This is a genomic window from Streptomyces sp. NPDC006544 (assembly GCF_040611715.1).
Taxonomy (GTDB): Bacteria; Actinomycetota; Actinomycetes; order Streptomycetales; family Streptomycetaceae; genus Streptomyces.
Map to the genome: position 1 here is coordinate 1 of NZ_JBEXOV010000047.1, position 16192 is coordinate 16192.

Below are 16192 nucleotides of genomic sequence, written 5' to 3' on the forward strand. Positions count from 1 at the left end.
CCGGTGTTCCGCACGTGCGGAGCACCGGGGCCTCGTCCGTGGGCCGGCGGGACGACGGCCGCGCCGAGGACGCCGCGGCCGCGATCAGCCGTGCCAGGAGCGCCACAGGGCCGCGTACGCGCCGTCGGCCGCGACCAGGGAGTCGTGCGAGCCCAGCTCGCTGATCCGGCCGCCCTCGACCACCGCGATCACGTCCGCGTCGTGCGCGGTGTGCAACCGGTGCGCGATCGCGATCACCGTGCGGCCGTCCAGCACCCGGGCCAGCGAACGCTCCAGGTGCCGCGCCGCGCGCGGGTCCAGGAGCGAGGTCGCCTCGTCCAGCACCAGCGTGTGGGGGTCGGCCAGCACCAGACGGGCCAGCGCGATCTGCTGCGCCTGCGCCGGGGTCAGCGCCGCCGAGCCCGAACCGACCTCGGTGTCCAGGCCGGCGTCCAGCGCCCGCGCCCAGCCGTCGGCGTCGACCGCGCCGAGGGCCTCCCACAGCTCGGTGTCGGCGGCCTCCGTACGCGCGAGGCGCAGGTTGTCGCGCAGCGAGCCCACGAACACGTGGTGCTCCTGGTTGACCAGGGCCACGTGCTCGCGCACCCGCTCCGCCCGCATCCGCGACAGCTCCGCCCCGCCGAGGGTGATCTCGCCGGTCCGGGGCGCGTAGATGCCCGCGAGCAGCCGGCCCAGCGTGGACTTCCCCGCGCCCGAGGGCCCCACCAGGGCCATCCGGGTGCCGGGGGGCACCGACATCGACACCTGGTGCAGGACGTCGACGCCCTCGCGGTAGCCGAAGTGGACCTCGTCCGCGCGGACGTCCCGGCCCTGCGGGGAGACGGTCGCGTCACCCGCGTCGGGCTCGATCTCCCGCACGCCCACCAGCCGGGCCAGGGAGACCTGCGCGACCTGGAGCTCGTCGTACCAGCGCAGGATCAGGCCGATCGGATCGACCATCATCTGCGCGAGCAGAGCGCCCGTGGTCAACTGCCCCACCGACATCCAGCCCTGGAACACGCAGTACCCGCCGACCATCAGGACCGAGCCGAGGATCGTCATGTACGTGACGTTGACGACCGGGAAGAGGACCGTCCGCAGGAACAGCGTGTACCGCTCCCAGGCCGTCCACTCCTTGATCCGCCGCTCCGACAGCTCGATCCGGCGCCCGCCGAGGCGGTGCGCCTCGACGGTGCGGCCCGCGTCCACCGTCTCGGTCAGCGCGGCCGCGACCGCCGCGTACCCGGCCGCCTCCGAACGGTAGGCCCGGGGCGCCCGCTTGAAGTACCAGCGGCAGCCGATCACCAGCACCGGCAGCGCCACCAGCGCGGCCAGCGCCAGCGGCGGCGCGGTCACGGCGAGCGCTCCGTAGAGCAGGCTCGCCCACACCACGCCGATGGCCAGCTGCGGCACTGCCTCGCGCATCGCGTTCGCCAGCCGGTCGATGTCGGTGGTGATCCGCGACAGCAGGTCGCCGGTCCCGGCGCGTTCCAGCACGCCCGGCGGCAGGCCCACCGCCCGCACGAGGAAGTCCTCGCGCAGATCGGCCAGCATCTCCTCGCCGAGCATCGCCCCGCGCAGCCGGACCAGCCGGACGAACACGGCCTGGACACCGAGCGCCAGCGCGAACAGCAGCCCCACGCGCCCCAGATGCAGTGCGCGCGCTCCTTCGGTGAGCTGGTCCACGACCCGGCCCAGCAGGTACGGGCCCACCATGGAGGCGATCACCGCGACCGTGTTGACCGCCACCAGCACCGAGAAGGCCCTCCGGTGGCGACGGAACAGGCCGCGCACGTAACCCCGTACGGTCGCCGGCGTGCCCACGGGCAGCGTCGCGGCCGTTTCGGGGGCCGCCGGATCGTATTGCGGCGGCGCCACGCCGATCATGCGGATTCCTCGATCTCTGTCAGTACGGACTCGGTCAGTGCGGATTCCATGTCCGATAGCCGCTGTTCGTCCTCGGTCTCACGGGTGACGACCGCGCGGTAGCGGGAGTCTTCGTGCAGCAGCTCGCGGTGCGTGCCACTCGCCGCCACCGTGCCCTCATGGATCAGGACGACCCGGTCGGCGTGGTCCAGCAGCAGCGGCGAGGACGCCAGTACCACCGTCGTGCGCCCGGCGCGCAGCCGCGCGATCCCGTCCGCGATCCGCGCCTCGGTGTGCGAGTCGACCGCCGAGGTCGGCTCGTCCAGCACCAGTACCTCCGGGTCGGTGACCAGCGACCGCGCCAGAGCGAGCCGCTGGCGCTGGCCGCCGGACAGCGACCGCCCGCGCTCGGTGATCCGGGAGTCCATCGGGTCGCTCACCCCGTCCGGGGCGGACTGCAGGAGAGCGTCCAGCACGTCCGCGCACTGGGCCGCCCCCAGCGCAGCCGAAGGCGTGACCGCTCCAGAAGCCGGCACGTCGAACAGCTCGCGCAGCCTCCCGGACAGCAGCACCGGATCCTTGTCCTGTACGAGGACCAGCGTGCGCGCCGTGTCCAGCGCGAGCTCGTCCAGCGCGACCCCGCCCAGCAGTACGGAGGGCCCGCCGACGTCGTCCATCGGATGGCCGCCGAGTCGTTCGGCGAGCCTGCCCGCCAGGTCGGGGTCCCCGCACACCACGGCGGTGAACCGGCCCGCCGGGGCCATCAGCCCGGTCTCCGGGTCGTACAGGTCACCGCCCGGCGAGGGGGCCCCCGGAGTCTCCGCGACGACGGCCCGCCCCGTTCCCGCTCCCGTGGCGGAGGCGGACACGGCGTCGGAATCCGCACCGGCGCCCGTCCGGGTCAGCGACAGCACCCTGGCGGCCCGCTTGGCGGAGGGACGCGAGAAGGAGTAGGCCATCGCGATCTCCTCGAAGTGCCGCAACGGGTAGAGCATGGTCGTCACCGCACTGAAGGCCGCGACGAGTTCACCGACGTCCAGCCGGCCGTCCAGCACGAGCGCGGACCCGTACCAGACCACCGTGATCAGCAGGACGCCCGGCAGCAGCACCTGGATCGCGGAGATGAGCGCCCACATCCGGGCACTGCGCACGGCCGCCTTGCGGACCTCCTGCGAGGCCTCGCGGTAGCGGCCGAGGAACAGCTCCTCGCCGCCGATGCCCCGCAGCACGCGCAGTCCCGCCACGGTGTCGGCGGCCAGCTCGGTGGCCTTGCCCGCCTTCTCCCGCTGGACGTCGGCGCGTTGGGTGGCACGCGGCAGCAGCGGCAGGACGGCCAGGGCGAGCACCGGCATGCCGATCGCCACGACCACGCCGATCGCGGGAGCGTAGAAGAGCAGGACGACGCATCCGATGACGAGGCTCAGGGCGGCGGCGAGGAAACGGGAGACCGCCTCGACGAACCATCCGATCTTCTCCACGTCACCCGTGGACACCGCGACCACTTCGCCCGCGGCGACCCGCCGCGTCAGGGCGGCGCCCAGCTCCGCGGTCTTGCGGGCGAGCAGTTGCTGGACCCGCGCGGCAGCCGTGATCCAGTTGGTGACGGCGGTCCGGTGCAGCATCGCGTCACCGACCGAGACGGCGACGCCGAGCAGCACGAGCAGGCCCCCCACCCACAGCAGCCGGGCACCGTCGCCGTCCACGACCGCGCTGACGCCCAGGCCCACGGCGTACGGGATACCCGCCACGCCGCAGAAGTGGAGCATGCCCCAGCTCAGGCTCTTGGCCTGTCCGCCGAGTTGGCCGCGCCCCAGCCACCAGAGGAAACGGGGGCCGGAGCGAGCGTCGGGTACCCCTGGGTCCGGATACGGAAGATCGCTGATCTGCATGACGCCCCATGACTGGTCGAGTGGTCCAAACCGTGCAAGGTTCGCGTTCCGCATCGGTCCGGGGCAATCAAATTTCCGTCGCCGGGGGCGTGCAGCGGCAGGGTTCACGGCCTCAGGGGCGCGTGGCGCGCTCCAGTTCCAGCAGCGCCGAGTAGTAGCTCCGGCCGGTGGCCCGGTCCATCCCCACCTCGCACATCCGGTTCGCCGACAGGTGCGCGTCGAACTCCCGCGCCGTCACCTCGGCCGCCTCCTTCGCCGTCGCCGACTCCGTCAGCTCCGGGTGCAGCATCCCGCGGTCACCCGCGAAGGCGCAGCACCCGGCGTCGTACGGGACGACCACCTCGTCCGCGCAGGCCGCGGCCACCGCCACCAGCTGCGCCTCGTCGCCCAGGTGGCGCATCGAGCAGGTGGGGTGGAGCACCGCCGAGCCGACCGTGCGCCGGATCTCCACGTGGGGCAGCAGCTCCTCGGCCGCCCAGACGACCGAGTCGACGATCCGCAGCTCGGCGTGGAGGGCCCGGTTGTCGTCGGTCAGGTAGGGAACCACCTCGTGCGCGAGGCCCAGGGTGCAGGAGGAGGCGTCGACCACGAGCGGCAGCCGTCCGCCGGCCGTCCAGCCCCAGGCCGCGGCAACGATCCGGTTGGCCATCAGCCGGTTCCCGGCGTCGTACCCCTTGGAGTGCCAGATCGTGGCGCAGCAGGTTCCGGTCACGTCCCGGGGGATCCACACGGGCTTTCCGGCCCGCGCCGACACCGCGACGACGGCCTGCGGGAGGGAGGGCCCCGGCTTGTCGTCGGGGCCGGCGAAGATCCGGTTGACGCAGGCCGGGTAGTAGACGGCCGCGGCCCCCACCCGCCGGGTCTCGGGGAGTCGGCGGGCCGCGGCGCCGGGGATCTGCGGCAGCCACCGCGGGACCAGGTCCGGCCGTACGATCCTGCGCGCGGCCCCCGTCACGGCCTCCAGAAGGCGGTCCCCGACGGTGTCGCTGATCTTGTCGGCGGCGGCCACGGCGAGCCGGGCGGCGGCCTCGACGACGCGGAACCGGTCGGCGGCCAGCGCGGCGGTGCGCTCCTCGCGCAGGCCGTGCCGCCGGTGGCGGAAGTCCTCCATCAGGGCGCCGGTGTCGATGCCGACCGGGCAGGCGAGCTTGCACGTGGAGTCGCCGGCGCAGGTGTCCACCGCGTCGTAGCCGTAGGCGTCGAGCAGTCCGGCGAGGACGGGCGAGCCCGGCTGCTGGCGCGTCATCTCGCGGCGCAGCACGATCCGCTGGCGCGGCGTGGTCGTCAGGTCCTCACTGGGGCAGGTCGGTTCGCAGAACCCGCACTCGATGCAGGGGTCGGCCACGGCCTCCACGCGCGGAATCGTCTTCAGGCCGCGCAGGTGCGCCTGCGGATCGCGGTCCAGGAGGATCCGTGGGGCGAGCACCAGATCGGGGTCGACGACCCGTTTGGTGCGCCACATGATCTCGGTGGCCCGGGGGCCCCATTCCAGTTCCAGGAAGGGGGCCATGTTGCGGCCGGTGGAGTGCTCTGCCTTCAGGGAGCCGTCGAAGCGCTCGACGGTGAGCCGGCAGAAGGCGTCCATGAAGGCGGCGTACCGCTGGACGTCGGCGGGCTCGGCGGCGTCGAAGGCGAGGAGGAAGTGCAGGTTGCCGTGGGCGGCGTGGCCCGCGACGGCGGCGTCGAAGCCGTGCTCCGCCTGCAGTGCCAGGAGGGCTCGCAGGCCTCGGCCAGCCGGGACGGCGGGACCGCGAAGTCCTCGGTGATCAGGGTGGTGCCACGGGGGCGGGCCCCGCCGACGGCGGTGACGAAGGCCTTGCGGGCCGTCCAGTAGCCGGCGACGGTCCTCGCGTCGCGGGTGAAGGCGTTGGTCACCGAGGCCACGGGCGCGACGAGGTCCAGTCCGGCCAGCACCTCGGCGGCGGCCCGCTCGTGGCGCGCGCGGCCCGCCTCGTCGGCCGCGCGGAACTCGACCAGCAGGGCGGTGGTGTCCTTGGGCAGCTCGGCCCAGTCGGCGGGGACCCCCTCGACGGCCACGGAGGCGCGCAGGGTGTTGCCGTCCATCAGCTCGACGGCCAGGGCGCCGGCCCGGTTGAAGAGGGGCACGGCGGCGGCCGCGGCGGGCAGGGAGGGGAAGAAGAGCAGTGCGCTGGTGAGCTCGCGGTCCAGCGGCAGGGTGTCGAAGACGACCTCGGAGATGAAGCCGAGGGTGCCCTCCGAGCCGACCATCAGCCCGCGCAGGATCTCGACGGGCGTGGCGCCGTCGAGGTAGGAGTCGAGCCGGTACCCGGTCGTGTTCTTGATCTCGTACTTGGCCCGGATGCGGGCCACGAGCACCGGGTCGGCCTCGATCTCCTTCTTGATCTCCATCAGGGCCTGGCACAGCGCGGGCTCGGCGTGCGCCAGCTCCTCGTCGGCGCGCGGGTCGGCGGTGTCCACGACGGTCCCGCCCGGCAGGACGAAGGTGAGGGAGGACAGGGTGCGGTACGAGTTCCTCGTGATCCCCGCCGTCATGCCGGAGGCGTTGTTCGCGACGACTCCGCCGAGGGTGCACGCGAGGGCGCTGGCCGGGTCGGGCCCGAGGACGCGTCCGTGGCGGGCGAGCGCGGCGTTGGCGCGCAGGACGGTGGTTCCGGGCCGGATCCTGGCCCGCAGGCCCCCGTCCAGCACCTCGACGCCGGCCCAGTGGCGGCGGACGTCGACCAGGATGTCCTCGCCCTGCGCCTGGCCGTTGAGGGAGGTGCCGGCGGCGCGGAAGACCACCTCGCGCTGCTTGCCGTGGGCGTAGGAGAGGACGGCGGAGACGTCGTCGATGTCCTGGGCGACCACGACGACCTGCGGCACGAACCGGTACGGGGAGGCGTCCGAGGCGTAGCGGACCAGGTCCGAGATCTTCCAGAGCACCTTGTCGGCGCCCAGCAGCTCGGTCAGCTCGTGGCGCAGTGGCTCGGGCGTTCCGTTCGCCCGCCGGTCGGCCACCCGGTCGGGGGCGGGGCCGATGATGCCGCGCGGGCGAAGGGCCCCCGGCTTCGGTTCCAGCAGCGGCATGCGCAACTCCTCGGCTCGTTCGGCTCGCCCGGCTCACTCGCTCGGCTCACTCGTTCGGCGCAGTCGCGGCTTTCTCTCGGCCGGCCCGTCGCCCGGTCAGCAGGGCAGCTCCGGCGGGGCGTCCGCCAGGGCGTTCAGCAGGCCGCCGAGCACGTCGCGCTGATCGGCGGTCAAGGGAGCCAGGATCTCCTCCGCGGCCCCGGTTCGCGCGTTGCGCAGGCGGCGCAGCGTGGCGCGGCCGGTGTCGGTGAGCTCGATCCTTATGACGCGCCGGTTCGCCGGGTCGGGCACACGGCGCACGCAGTCGGCGGACTCCAGTCCGTCGACGAGCGTGGTCACGGCGCGGGGCACGACCTCCAGGCGAGCGGCGAGGTCCGCCATCCGGGGCGGCTGCCCGGTGGAGAGGTGCGCGACGGTGCGCAGCAGCCGGGACTGCGCCGGGGTGATTCCGAGTGGCTCCAGATGGCGTTTCTGGATGCGGTGGAGCCGCCGGGTCAGGCGGAGCAGCTGCTCCGCGAGAACGCTGCCGGTGGTGTCGGGGGCGTCCGTCTCGGAAGCTGTGCTCATGCTGCGGTCCTCATAATGGGAACAGTATCAGGACCAGGCTCATTGTGAGCATAGGTAACAATGAGCTATGCTCATTCGAGTCCGGTCGTCTGTCATGGAGGAGGCCCATGCGCCCCAAGGAACCCGAATGGACCCCGTCCAAGGAATCCCTCGATCCCGGTGGTCCCGCGCCGGCCGAGCGGCCGCGCGAACTGCGACGCATCGTCGGCCTCTTCCGGCCCTACCGCGGCCGCCTCGCCGTCGTCGGCGTGCTGGTCGCGGCCTCCTCGCTGGTGGGCGTCGCCTCGCCGTTCCTGCTCAAGGCGATCCTCGACGTCGCGATCCCGCAGGGCCGCACCGGACTGCTCAGCCTGCTCGTGCTGGGCATGATCGCCACCGCCGTCGTCACGAGCATCTTCGGTGTGCTCCAGACCCTGATATCCACCACGGTGGGCCAGCGCGTCATGCACGACCTGCGCACCGCCGTCTACGCGCAGCTCCAGCGGATGCCCCTGTCCTTCTTCACGCGCACGCGGACCGGTGAGGTGCAGTCGCGGATCGCCAATGACATCGGTGGGATGCAGGCCACGGTCACCTCCACCGCGACCTCCCTCGTCTCGAACGCGACGGCCGTCATCGCCTCCGTCGTCGCGATGCTCGCGCTCGACTGGCGGCTCACGCTCGTCTCGCTGCTCCTGCTGCCGTTCTTCGTGTGGATCAGCCGTCGCGTCGGCAGCGAGCGCAAGAAGATCACCGCGCAGCGCCAGAAGCAGATGGCCACGATGGCCGCGACGGTCACCGAGTCCCTGTCGGTCAGCGGCATCCTCCTCGGCCGCACGATGGGCCGCGCCGACTCCCTCACCAGCTCCTTCGCCGAGGAGTCCGAGAAGCTCGTCGACCTCGAGGTGCGCTCCAGCATGGCCGGGCGCTGGCGCATGTCCACCATCGGCATCGTCATGGCGGCCATGCCCGCGCTCATCTACTGGGCGGCCGGCATAGCCCTGCAGACCGGTGCGCCTTCGCTCTCGATCGGTACCCTCGTCGCCTTCGTCACCCTCCAGCAGGGCCTGTTCCGGCCCGCCGTGAGCCTGCTGTCGACCGGCGTCCAGATCCAGACCTCCCTCGCGCTGTTCGCCCGCATCTTCGAGTACCTCGACCTGCCGGTGGACATCACCGAGCGCGAGGACGCCGTCCGCCTCGACCGCGCCAGGGGCGAGGTCCGGCTGGAGGACGTCCACTTCGCGTACGACGCCAAGAGCGGCCCGACGCTGACCGGTATCGACGTCACCGTCCCCGCCGGCGGCTCCCTGGCCGTCGTCGGCCCGACCGGATCCGGCAAGAGCACGCTGAGCTACCTCGTCCCCCGGCTCTACGACGTCACCGGCGGCCGCGTCGTCCTCGACGGGGTCGACGTGCGCGACCTCGACTTCGACTCGCTGGCCCGCTCCATAGGCGTGGTCTCCCAGGAGACCTACCTCTTCCACGCCTCCGTCGCCGACAACCTGCGCTTCGCCAAGCCGGACGCCACCGACGAGGAGATCGTGGAGGCGGCCCGCGCGGCCCAGATCCACGAGCACATCGCGTCCCTGCCCGACGGCTACGACACCCTGGTCGGCGAGCGCGGGTACCGTTTCTCGGGCGGTGAGAAGCAGCGCCTGGCCATCGCCCGCACCATCCTGCGCGACCCTCCGGTGCTGATCCTCGACGAGGCCACCAGCGCTCTGGACACCCGCACCGAGCACGCCGTGCAGCGCGCCATCGACAACCTCTCGCAGGGCCGCACCACCATCACCATCGCCCACCGGCTTTCCACCGTCCGCGACGCCGACCAGATCGTGGTACTCGACGCCGGCGTGATCGCCGAGCGCGGGACCCACGAGGAACTGCTGGAGGCCGACGGCCGGTACGCGGCCCTCGTCCGGCGCGACCGCGAGACGGCGCTCAAGCCGGAAAACACCCTCACGGCGGAGCGCACCCTCACAGCGGAGGGTCCACTCGCGGCGGAGGGCCCGCTCACGGCGGCGGGCGCCGTGCAGTCGGAGCGCCTCACCGCGGCGAAGCTCAAGCCGGGGACCTTCAAGCCCAAGAAGCTCCGCGGGACGGAGCCGACCCCGGTGAATGTGTGATCGTATGACCGAGATGTGGGCCGGATGCCGGAATTCAGATGGTTCGCGGGTTAGTGTTCCCGCATGCCTCAAGAGAACCGGCCGCCGTCACCGCGCCGTTCCCGGCTCACCCGCCGGGGCCGGCTGGCGCTCTTCCTCGGCACGTTCCTCGGGCTCGGGGCCGCCGTCCTGATCCCGTTGCTGCCGCAGGGGAACGCGCCCGAGAAACCGCGCCAGCTGCTGATCCCCGAGGGCTGGCGGGCCCCGCAGGTCTACGCCGCCATCGATCGCGAGCTCAAGATCCCGGCCGGTTCCGCCCAGGCGGCCGCCGCGACAGCCGGCCTGCCCCTGCCCGCGGAGGCGAAGGGCAATCCGGAGGGATACCTCTTCCCGGCCACCTATCCGGTGACCTCCAAGTCCACCCCGGCCGCGCTGCTCACGTACATGGTCGAGACGGCCAACGAGAAGCTCACCTCCAAAGCCGTCACGGCCGGCCGCAAGGCCCACGGTATGACCCCGTACCAGACGGCCACCCTCGCCAGCATCATCGAGGCGGAGGCCGACACGCGTACCGACATGGGCAAAGTCGCGCGGGTGGTGCACAACCGGCTGGCGAAGTCGATGCCGCTCCAGATGGACTCCACCATCAACTACGCGCTGAACCGCTCCACGGTGGACACCAAGCTGAGCGAGACGAAGATCGACAACCCCTTCAACACGTACGAGCGTCAGGGGCTGCCGCCCACGCCGATCGACAGCCCCGGACTGGAGGCCATGGCGGCCGCGGTCGCGCCGACCCCGGGCGACTGGCTCTTCTTCGTCACGGTGAAGGCCGGTGACACCCGTTTCTCGTCGACGTACGAGGAGCACAAGCGCCACGTGGCCGAGTTCAACCGCCTCCGCTCGGCCTCCGACAAGACCTGACGGGTCCGTGCGACCGGCCGGTTCTGCCCGCGGGCGGGGCTCCGGGTGACCCGGTGTACGGACTCCTCAACGGGCGGCGGCCGGGGTCCGCGTGAGGAAGCGGTTGATCTCGCGGGTCGCGGAGCCGCCGGCCCGGTTCGCGCCGATGGTGGACGCCGAGGGGCCGTAGCCGACCAGGTGGACGCGCTCGTCGCGGACGGCGCGGGTGCCCGCGAGGCGGATGCCGCCGCCCGGCTCGCGCAGGCGCAGGGGTGCCAGGTGGTCGATGGCCGGGCGGAAACCCGTGGCCCACAGGATCACGTCGGCCTCCACGCGTCGCCCGTCGGCCCAGGCGGCTCCGCCGGCCGTGAGGTGGTCGAACACGGGGTGGCGCTCCAGGACCCCCGACCCGAGTCCGCCGCGGACCGCCTCGTTCAGCGGCAGCCCGGTGACGCTGACCACGCTCTGCGGGGGAAGCCCCCGTCCCACCCGGTCCTCCACCAGGGCCACCGCCGCCCGCCCCTCGGCTTCGCCGAAGCTCCCGTCGCGGAACACCGGGGGCCGCCGGGTGACCCAGGTGGTCTCCGCCGCGACCTCGGCGATCTCCAGCAGGTGCTGCACCGCCGAGGTTCCGCCGCCCACCACGATGACGCGGGCCCCGGCGAACTCGTCCGGGCCGGGGTAGTTCGCCGTGTGGAGCTGGCGCCCGCGGAAGACGTCCTGCCCGGGATAGCGGGGCCAGAACGGCCGCTCCCAGGTGCCGGTGGCGTTGATCAGCGCCCGCGCCGAGAAGGTGCCCGAGCCCGACTCCACCAGAAGCCGCCGGTCCGCCCCCTCGCGCACGGCCGTCACGTCCACGGGCCGTCGCACGCGCAGGCCGAAGCGCTCCTCGTACGCGGCGAAGTACCCGGCGATCACCTCGGAGGACGGCCGGAGCGGATCGGCTCCGACGAGCTCCATTCCCGGCAGCGCGTGCATGCCGTGGACCTTGCCGTAGGTCAGCGAGGGCCAGCGGAACTGCCAGGCCCCGCCGGGGCGGGGCGCATGGTCCAGGACCACGTGGCCGATGCCCGCCCGCGCCAGATGGTAGGCGCTCGACAGGCCCGCCTGCCCGGCGCCGATGACGACCACGTCCGTGACGGCCGCGACCGCCGTGCCGGCCGTGGCGTGCTCCGAAGATTCGTTCACGGTTCTACCAACCGGACGCGGCGGCGGGATCTTCCCGCGCCCCGCTACGGGTGGGTCGGGCGGAGCGTCGCCAGGACCCGCCCGACCGGCTGGAGGGTCAGCCCCGGCAGGACCTTCGCACGCCCGGGGCCGCTGTCCAGGTGGAAGCGCTGCGCCAGGACGGCCAGTACGAGGGCGGCCTCGACCAGGGCGAAGCGGGCACCCAGACAGGCGCGGGGGCCGCCGCCGAAGGGGAACCAGGCGTGCTCCGGCACCGGATGGGGCGCGTCCGCGTCCCACCGCTCCGGGCGGAAGGCCTCCGGCTCGGGGAACCAGCGCGCGTCCCGGTGCATCGACCACGGGCTGGCCCACACCGACAGACCGGCCGGGACCGGCCGCCCACCGAGGGACGCGCCCTCCGTCGCCACCGCCGAGATCAGCCAGATCGGCGGGTAGATCCGCAGCGCCTCCTTGACCACCTGCTGGGTCCAGGGCAGCCGCGCGTAGTCCTCGTACGTCGGCAGCCGCCCCCCGAGCACCCGGTCCAGCTCCTCCGTCAGCCGCCCGCGCGCCTCGCTCGCACCGGACAGCAGCTGCCACGCCCAGGTCAGGGTGGTCGAGGTGGTTTCGTGGCCGCCGATGTAGAGGGTGATCGACTCGTCGCGCAGCTCCCTGCGCGACAGCGGGCCGCCGTTCCCGTCCCGCGCGGCGAGGAGCCGGCTCAGCAGGTCGTCCCGCTCCTCGCCGGCCGCCGAGGCCGCCTCGTGCTCCTGTATGACGTGCTCGATCTCCCGGTCGAGGACGGCCACCGCGGCCCGCATCCGGCGCCGGCCCGGAGTCCGCACCCACGGCGGCAGGAACAGGGTCACCCCCCGGAACTCCGCGCTCAGTTCCCGCTGGGCCGTGGCCATGGCCGCACTGATCGGCGCCTCCCGCCCGGCCGCGTCGCCGCCGAACAGGGTGCGCACCGCGATCCGTTGCGTCAGCCCGGCCATCTCCTGGTGCACGTCGATCCGATCGCCCTCGCTCCAGGCGGATGCCAGCGCGTCGGCGCACTCGACCATCGTGGCCGCGTACGTGCGCACTTGGCGCGGGCGCACCGACGGCTGGACCAGCGCCCGCTTGCGCCGCCAGTCCTCGCCCGTGGCCACCACCACTCCGTTTCCGAGCAACTGGCGGAAGGCCCAGCCCAGTTCGGTCGGCCTGAAGGCGGACTCGACGGCGCCCAGCAGTTCGCCCGCGTGCTCGGGCCGGGAGACCAGCACGTTGCGCTGCGGGCCGAGTGCCCAGGGCGCCCAGTCGCCGTACTCGTCGCGCAGCGACTCGAAGAAGGCCAGCGGATCGCGGGCGAAGGCAGGGAGGTTTCCGACCAGGGGCCACCGGCGCGGTCCGCGCTCGGCTCCCGAAGACAGCGGGGTGGCGGTCACCCCGGCATGGTGACAGCGCCGGCCCGAGGACGCCAGGGATCAGGCGCGCCGGAGCTCCGTGATCCAGCCGTAGGCGGCCTCTGCGGTGAACTCCCGCTGACCGGCGGGGAAGAGCAGACCGGCGGCCGCGAAGGCCGGATCGTCGGCGGTGGCCGCCACGTACGGGACCGCCACGCACTCCATGCCCGCCGCACGGGCGGCCAGCGCGCCGGGAGCCGCGTCCTCGACGACCACGCAGTCGGCGGGATCCGCACCCAGCCGCCGCGCCGCCTCCAGGAACACGTCCGGAGCGGGCTTGCCCCGCTGCACCTCCTCGGCGGAGACCACCGTGGTCAGCAGCGCGTCCAGCCCGGTACCGGCCAGGACCGCGTCGATGGCCTCGCGCGAGGACCCCGAGGCCACCGCCATCGGGACGCCGTCACCGTGCAAGCGCTCGACGAGCTTGCGCATCTCGGGGTACGCCTCGGTACGCGTACGGGCGAGCTCCAGGTAGGCGGCGTTCTGCTCGGCGAGCATCTGTGCCACCGGGGTCCGGATCCCATAGGCCTCCCGGAGGATCTCCAGCGTCTCCAGGGTGCCGATGCCGATGTACCGGGAGTGCTGCTCCCAGGTGAAATCGGGGACGCCGTGCCGCTCCAGGGTGCGCCGCCCGGACTCGTAGTAGTTCGGCTCGCTGTCCACGAGCGTGCCGTCGAGATCGAATATGACGGAGATCATTCGCCCTGTCCGTCCTGCCCGTGCCGGTTCTGTACCTGTCCGGGCCATCTTGTCAGGATGTGGGTGCGGCCCGTCCCACGGACTCGACCAGCGGCAGCAGCCGGTGCGCCACCCGCTCGCGCAGAGCGACCTCGGTCCGGGTACGGACCACCCCCGGGAGCCGGATCAGCCGCTGGATCACGTCCTCGAGATGCGCGTTGTCCCGCGCGGCCACCCGGGTCAGCAGGTCCCCGCCGCCGGTGATCGAGAAGGCCTCGATGATCTCGGGTACGGAGGCCAGCGCGTCGCCGACCTCGTCCAGGTGCCCCTGGGTGACCTCGATGTGCACGAAGGCCAGCACCGGGTGCCCGAGTGCGGCCGGTGAGAGGACGGGACCGGTCCCGGTGATCACCCCGGTGCGCTCCAGCCGGTCGAGCCGGGCCTGGAGGGTGCCGCGGGCGACGCCGAGGATGCGGGCGTACTCCCGGACGCTGGTGCGCGGCTGCTCGATCAGCAGGCGCAGGATCCGTGTGTCGAGCTCGTCCACCGCCATGCCGTGACCTTATCAACGTGCAGGTGGGCCGGGGTGGCGCCGTGGCGGCCCCGGCAGGAGGCCGCTGGTGCGCCGGCCGTGCTCCGCGCAGTCGGCGCCGGTCCGCCGTGTCGCCCCGGCGGCCGCGTCCCGCCGCCGGTGATCCGTCCGGGGGGATTCCCGCATCCGATGCGTGGCGCCCCGGGGAATGGGAGGTAAGGGAGTGCGCGCCGGGGGACCCTGTCCGGGCGACGTTGCGACGGCGACGGCGACGGCGTGCGAAGCGGTACGCGGCCGGGCGGACGGGGCGGCGCAACGTCGGGAACGAGGAGCGGAGACAACCATGACGGGCATGAACTGCCTGGTCACCGGAGCCACCGGCTACATCGGCGGTCGCCTGGTGCCCGAACTCATCGAGGCCGGTCACCACGTCCGGTGCCTTGCCCGGACCCCCGAGAAGCTGCGGGACCACCCGTGGGCCGGGCAGGTCGAGACCGTCCGCGGGGACGTCACCGACGCGCGGAGCCTGGCGTCCGCGATGGCCGGGATCGACGTCGCCTACTACCTCGTGCACGCCCTCGGCACCGGATCCGGGTTCGAGGAGCGCGACCGCGCCGCCGCCCGGACCTTCACGGAGCAGGCCCACGCCGCCGGGGTCCGCCGCATCGTCTACCTCGGCGGCCTCACCCCGGCCGGCATCCCCGTCCACTCCCTCTCCCCGCACCTGCGCTCCCGCGCCGAGGTCGGCGAGATCTTCCTCGCCGGACCCGTACCGGCGACCGTCCTGCGCGCCGCCGTCGTCATCGGCTCCGGCTCGGCGTCCTTCGAGATGCTGCGCTACCTGACCGAGCGGCTGCCCGTCATGGTCACCCCCAGCTGGGTCGGTACGCGCTGCCAGCCCATCGCCGTCCGCGACGTCCTGCGCTACCTCGTCGGCAGCGCCGGCATGCCGCCCGAGGTGAACCGGGCCTTCGACATCGGCGGCCCCGACGTGGTCACGTACGAGGAGATGATGCGCCGCTACGCCGTCGTGGCACGGCTGCCCGCCCGCCTGATCCTGCGGGTCCCGATGCTGACCCCCCGGCTGTCCAGCCACTGGATCGGCCTGGTCACGCCCGTACCGCGCGCGCTGGCCCGGCCGCTCGCCGAGTCCCTGCGGCACGAGGTGGTCTGCGCGGAGCACGACATCGCCGATCACGTCCCCGACCCGCCGGGCGCGCCCATCGGCTTCGACGAGGCCCTGGCCCTCGCGCTCCAGCGGATCCGGGACGCCCGGGTGGACACCCGCTGGTCCTCGGCCGCGGTGCCCGGCGCGCCGAGCGACCCGCTGCCCACCGACCCCGACTGGGCGGGCGGCAGCCTCTACACCGACCAGCGGGAGTGTGCGGTCGAGGCCTCGCCCGGGGCGCTGTGGCGGGTGGTGGAGGGCATCGGGGGCGAGAACGGCTGGTACTCCTTCCCCCTGGCCTGGGCCCTGCGGGGCTGGCTGGACCGGCTCGTCGGCGGAGTCGGCATCCGCCGCGGCCGCCGGGACGCGGCCCGGCTGCGGGTGGGGGACTCCCTCGACTTCTGGCGGGTCGAGGAGATCATCCCGGGCCGCCTGCTGCGCCTGCGCGCGGAGATGCGGCTGCCCGGCCTGGCCTGGCTCGAACTCCGGGCCGACCCCCCGTCCCCGGGGGACGGGGGCGGCGCCCGCTACCGGCAGCGCGCGCTGTTCCACCCGCGCGGCCTCCTCGGCCACATGTACTGGTGGAGCGTGTCCCCGTTCCACGCCGTCGTCTTCGGCGGCATGGCCCGCAACATCGCCCGCGCGGCGGAACGCCTGGACGGTGACCCGGCCCGACCGTGACCCGGCCCGACCGTGACCCGGCCCGACCGTGACCCGGCCCGACCGTGACCCGGCGCAACCGTGACCCGGCGCAAGCGTGAGGTGGTGCGCTTGTGACCCCGCCCTACCGTGACCCGGCCACCGGAGCGGGCGCGCCTCCCTCGTTCCCGGTCCCCTCCCGTTCCGGCCCGGCGCGGCCCCGGACA

9 protein-coding genes and 2 pseudogenes are annotated in these 16192 nt (G+C 73.4%); 3 read left to right on the plus strand and 8 right to left on the minus strand.

Annotation, left to right across the window (positions count from 1 at the left end):
• Window positions 1-84: 84 nt before the first annotated feature.
• From ABZY44_RS21585 to ABZY44_RS21600, 4 genes and pseudogenes are all read right to left on the minus strand, one after another.
• Window positions 85-1866: an ABC transporter ATP-binding protein gene (locus ABZY44_RS21585; protein ID WP_356656169.1), complete on the minus strand. Its 1782-nt coding sequence runs from the start codon at window positions 1864-1866 to the stop codon at window positions 85-87.
• Complete coding sequence (locus tag ABZY44_RS21590) at window positions 1863-3734, minus strand: ABC transporter ATP-binding protein (protein ID WP_356656171.1); 1872 nt, start codon at window positions 3732-3734, stop codon at window positions 1863-1865. The genes ABZY44_RS21585 and ABZY44_RS21590 overlap by 4 nt, the downstream gene beginning before the upstream one ends.
• Before the next feature lie 112 nt (window positions 3735-3846).
• Window positions 3847-6782 (minus strand): annotated as a pseudogene (locus tag ABZY44_RS21595) (FAD-binding and (Fe-S)-binding domain-containing protein).
• A gap of 96 nt (window positions 6783-6878) precedes the next feature.
• Window positions 6879-7349, minus strand: coding sequence for a MarR family transcriptional regulator (locus ABZY44_RS21600; RefSeq protein WP_356656173.1), 471 nt, complete (start codon window positions 7347-7349; stop codon window positions 6879-6881).
• Window positions 7350-7456: 107 nt separating this feature from the next.
• Here ABZY44_RS21600 and ABZY44_RS21605 point away from each other — a divergent pair.
• Window positions 7457-9256: pseudogene (locus ABZY44_RS21605) on the plus strand (ABC transporter ATP-binding protein); the annotation flags it as partial.
• Between the two features lie 261 nt (window positions 9257-9517).
• Entirely contained in the window at window positions 9518-10357 is an 840-nt protein-coding gene (gene mltG / locus ABZY44_RS21610; protein WP_356656175.1) for an endolytic transglycosylase MltG, read from the plus strand.
• Window positions 10358-10423: 66 nt separating this feature from the next.
• Here mltG and ABZY44_RS21615 read toward each other — a convergent pair whose 3' ends face one another.
• Genes ABZY44_RS21615 through ABZY44_RS21630 form a run of 4 tightly spaced genes read right to left on the minus strand, consistent with a single transcriptional unit; the run spans window position 10424 to window position 14179 of the window.
• Entirely contained in the window at window positions 10424-11524 is a 1101-nt protein-coding gene (locus ABZY44_RS21615; protein WP_356656177.1) for an FAD-dependent oxidoreductase, read from the minus strand.
• A 44-nt stretch (window positions 11525-11568) separates the two neighbouring features.
• Window positions 11569-12930, minus strand: a complete 1362-nt coding sequence (locus tag ABZY44_RS21620; protein ID WP_356656179.1) for a cytochrome P450 — start codon at window positions 12928-12930, stop codon at window positions 11569-11571.
• Window positions 12931-12969: 39 nt separating this feature from the next.
• Window positions 12970-13647, minus strand: a complete 678-nt coding sequence (locus ABZY44_RS21625) for an HAD family phosphatase (RefSeq protein WP_356656181.1) — start codon at window positions 13645-13647, stop codon at window positions 12970-12972.
• A 52-nt stretch (window positions 13648-13699) separates the two neighbouring features.
• Window positions 13700-14179: an Lrp/AsnC family transcriptional regulator gene (locus tag ABZY44_RS21630; protein ID WP_356656183.1), complete on the minus strand. Its 480-nt coding sequence runs from the start codon at window positions 14177-14179 to the stop codon at window positions 13700-13702.
• 322 nt (window positions 14180-14501) lie between these two features.
• Here ABZY44_RS21630 and ABZY44_RS21635 point away from each other — a divergent pair, with 322 nt between their 5' ends.
• The gene (locus ABZY44_RS21635) at window positions 14502-16007 is read left to right on the plus strand and encodes an SDR family oxidoreductase (protein WP_356656185.1); all 1506 of its coding nucleotides are present in this window, start codon (window positions 14502-14504) and stop codon (window positions 16005-16007) included.
• The last annotated feature ends 185 nt before the right edge of the window (window positions 16008-16192 follow it).

Bases quoted from the DNA above. Each gene is read 5' to 3' on its own strand.
- ABZY44_RS21630 (WP_356656183.1), bottom strand. From the start codon at position 14,179: ATGGCGGTGGACGAGCTCGACACACGGATCCTGCGCCTGCTGATCGAG.
- ABZY44_RS21585 (WP_356656169.1), bottom strand. From the start codon at position 1,866: ATGATCGGCGTGGCGCCGCCGCAATACGATCCGGCGGCCCCCGAAACG.
- mltG (WP_356656175.1), top strand. From the start codon at position 9,518: ATGCCTCAAGAGAACCGGCCGCCGTCACCGCGCCGTTCCCGGCTCACC.
- ABZY44_RS21590 (WP_356656171.1), bottom strand. From the start codon at position 3,734: ATGCAGATCAGCGATCTTCCGTATCCGGACCCAGGGGTACCCGACGCT.
- ABZY44_RS21635 (WP_356656185.1), top strand. From the start codon at position 14,502: ATGACGGGCATGAACTGCCTGGTCACCGGAGCCACCGGCTACATCGGC.
- ABZY44_RS21625 (WP_356656181.1), bottom strand. From the start codon at position 13,647: ATGATCTCCGTCATATTCGATCTCGACGGCACGCTCGTGGACAGCGAG.
- ABZY44_RS21600 (WP_356656173.1), bottom strand. From the start codon at position 7,349: ATGAGCACAGCTTCCGAGACGGACGCCCCCGACACCACCGGCAGCGTT.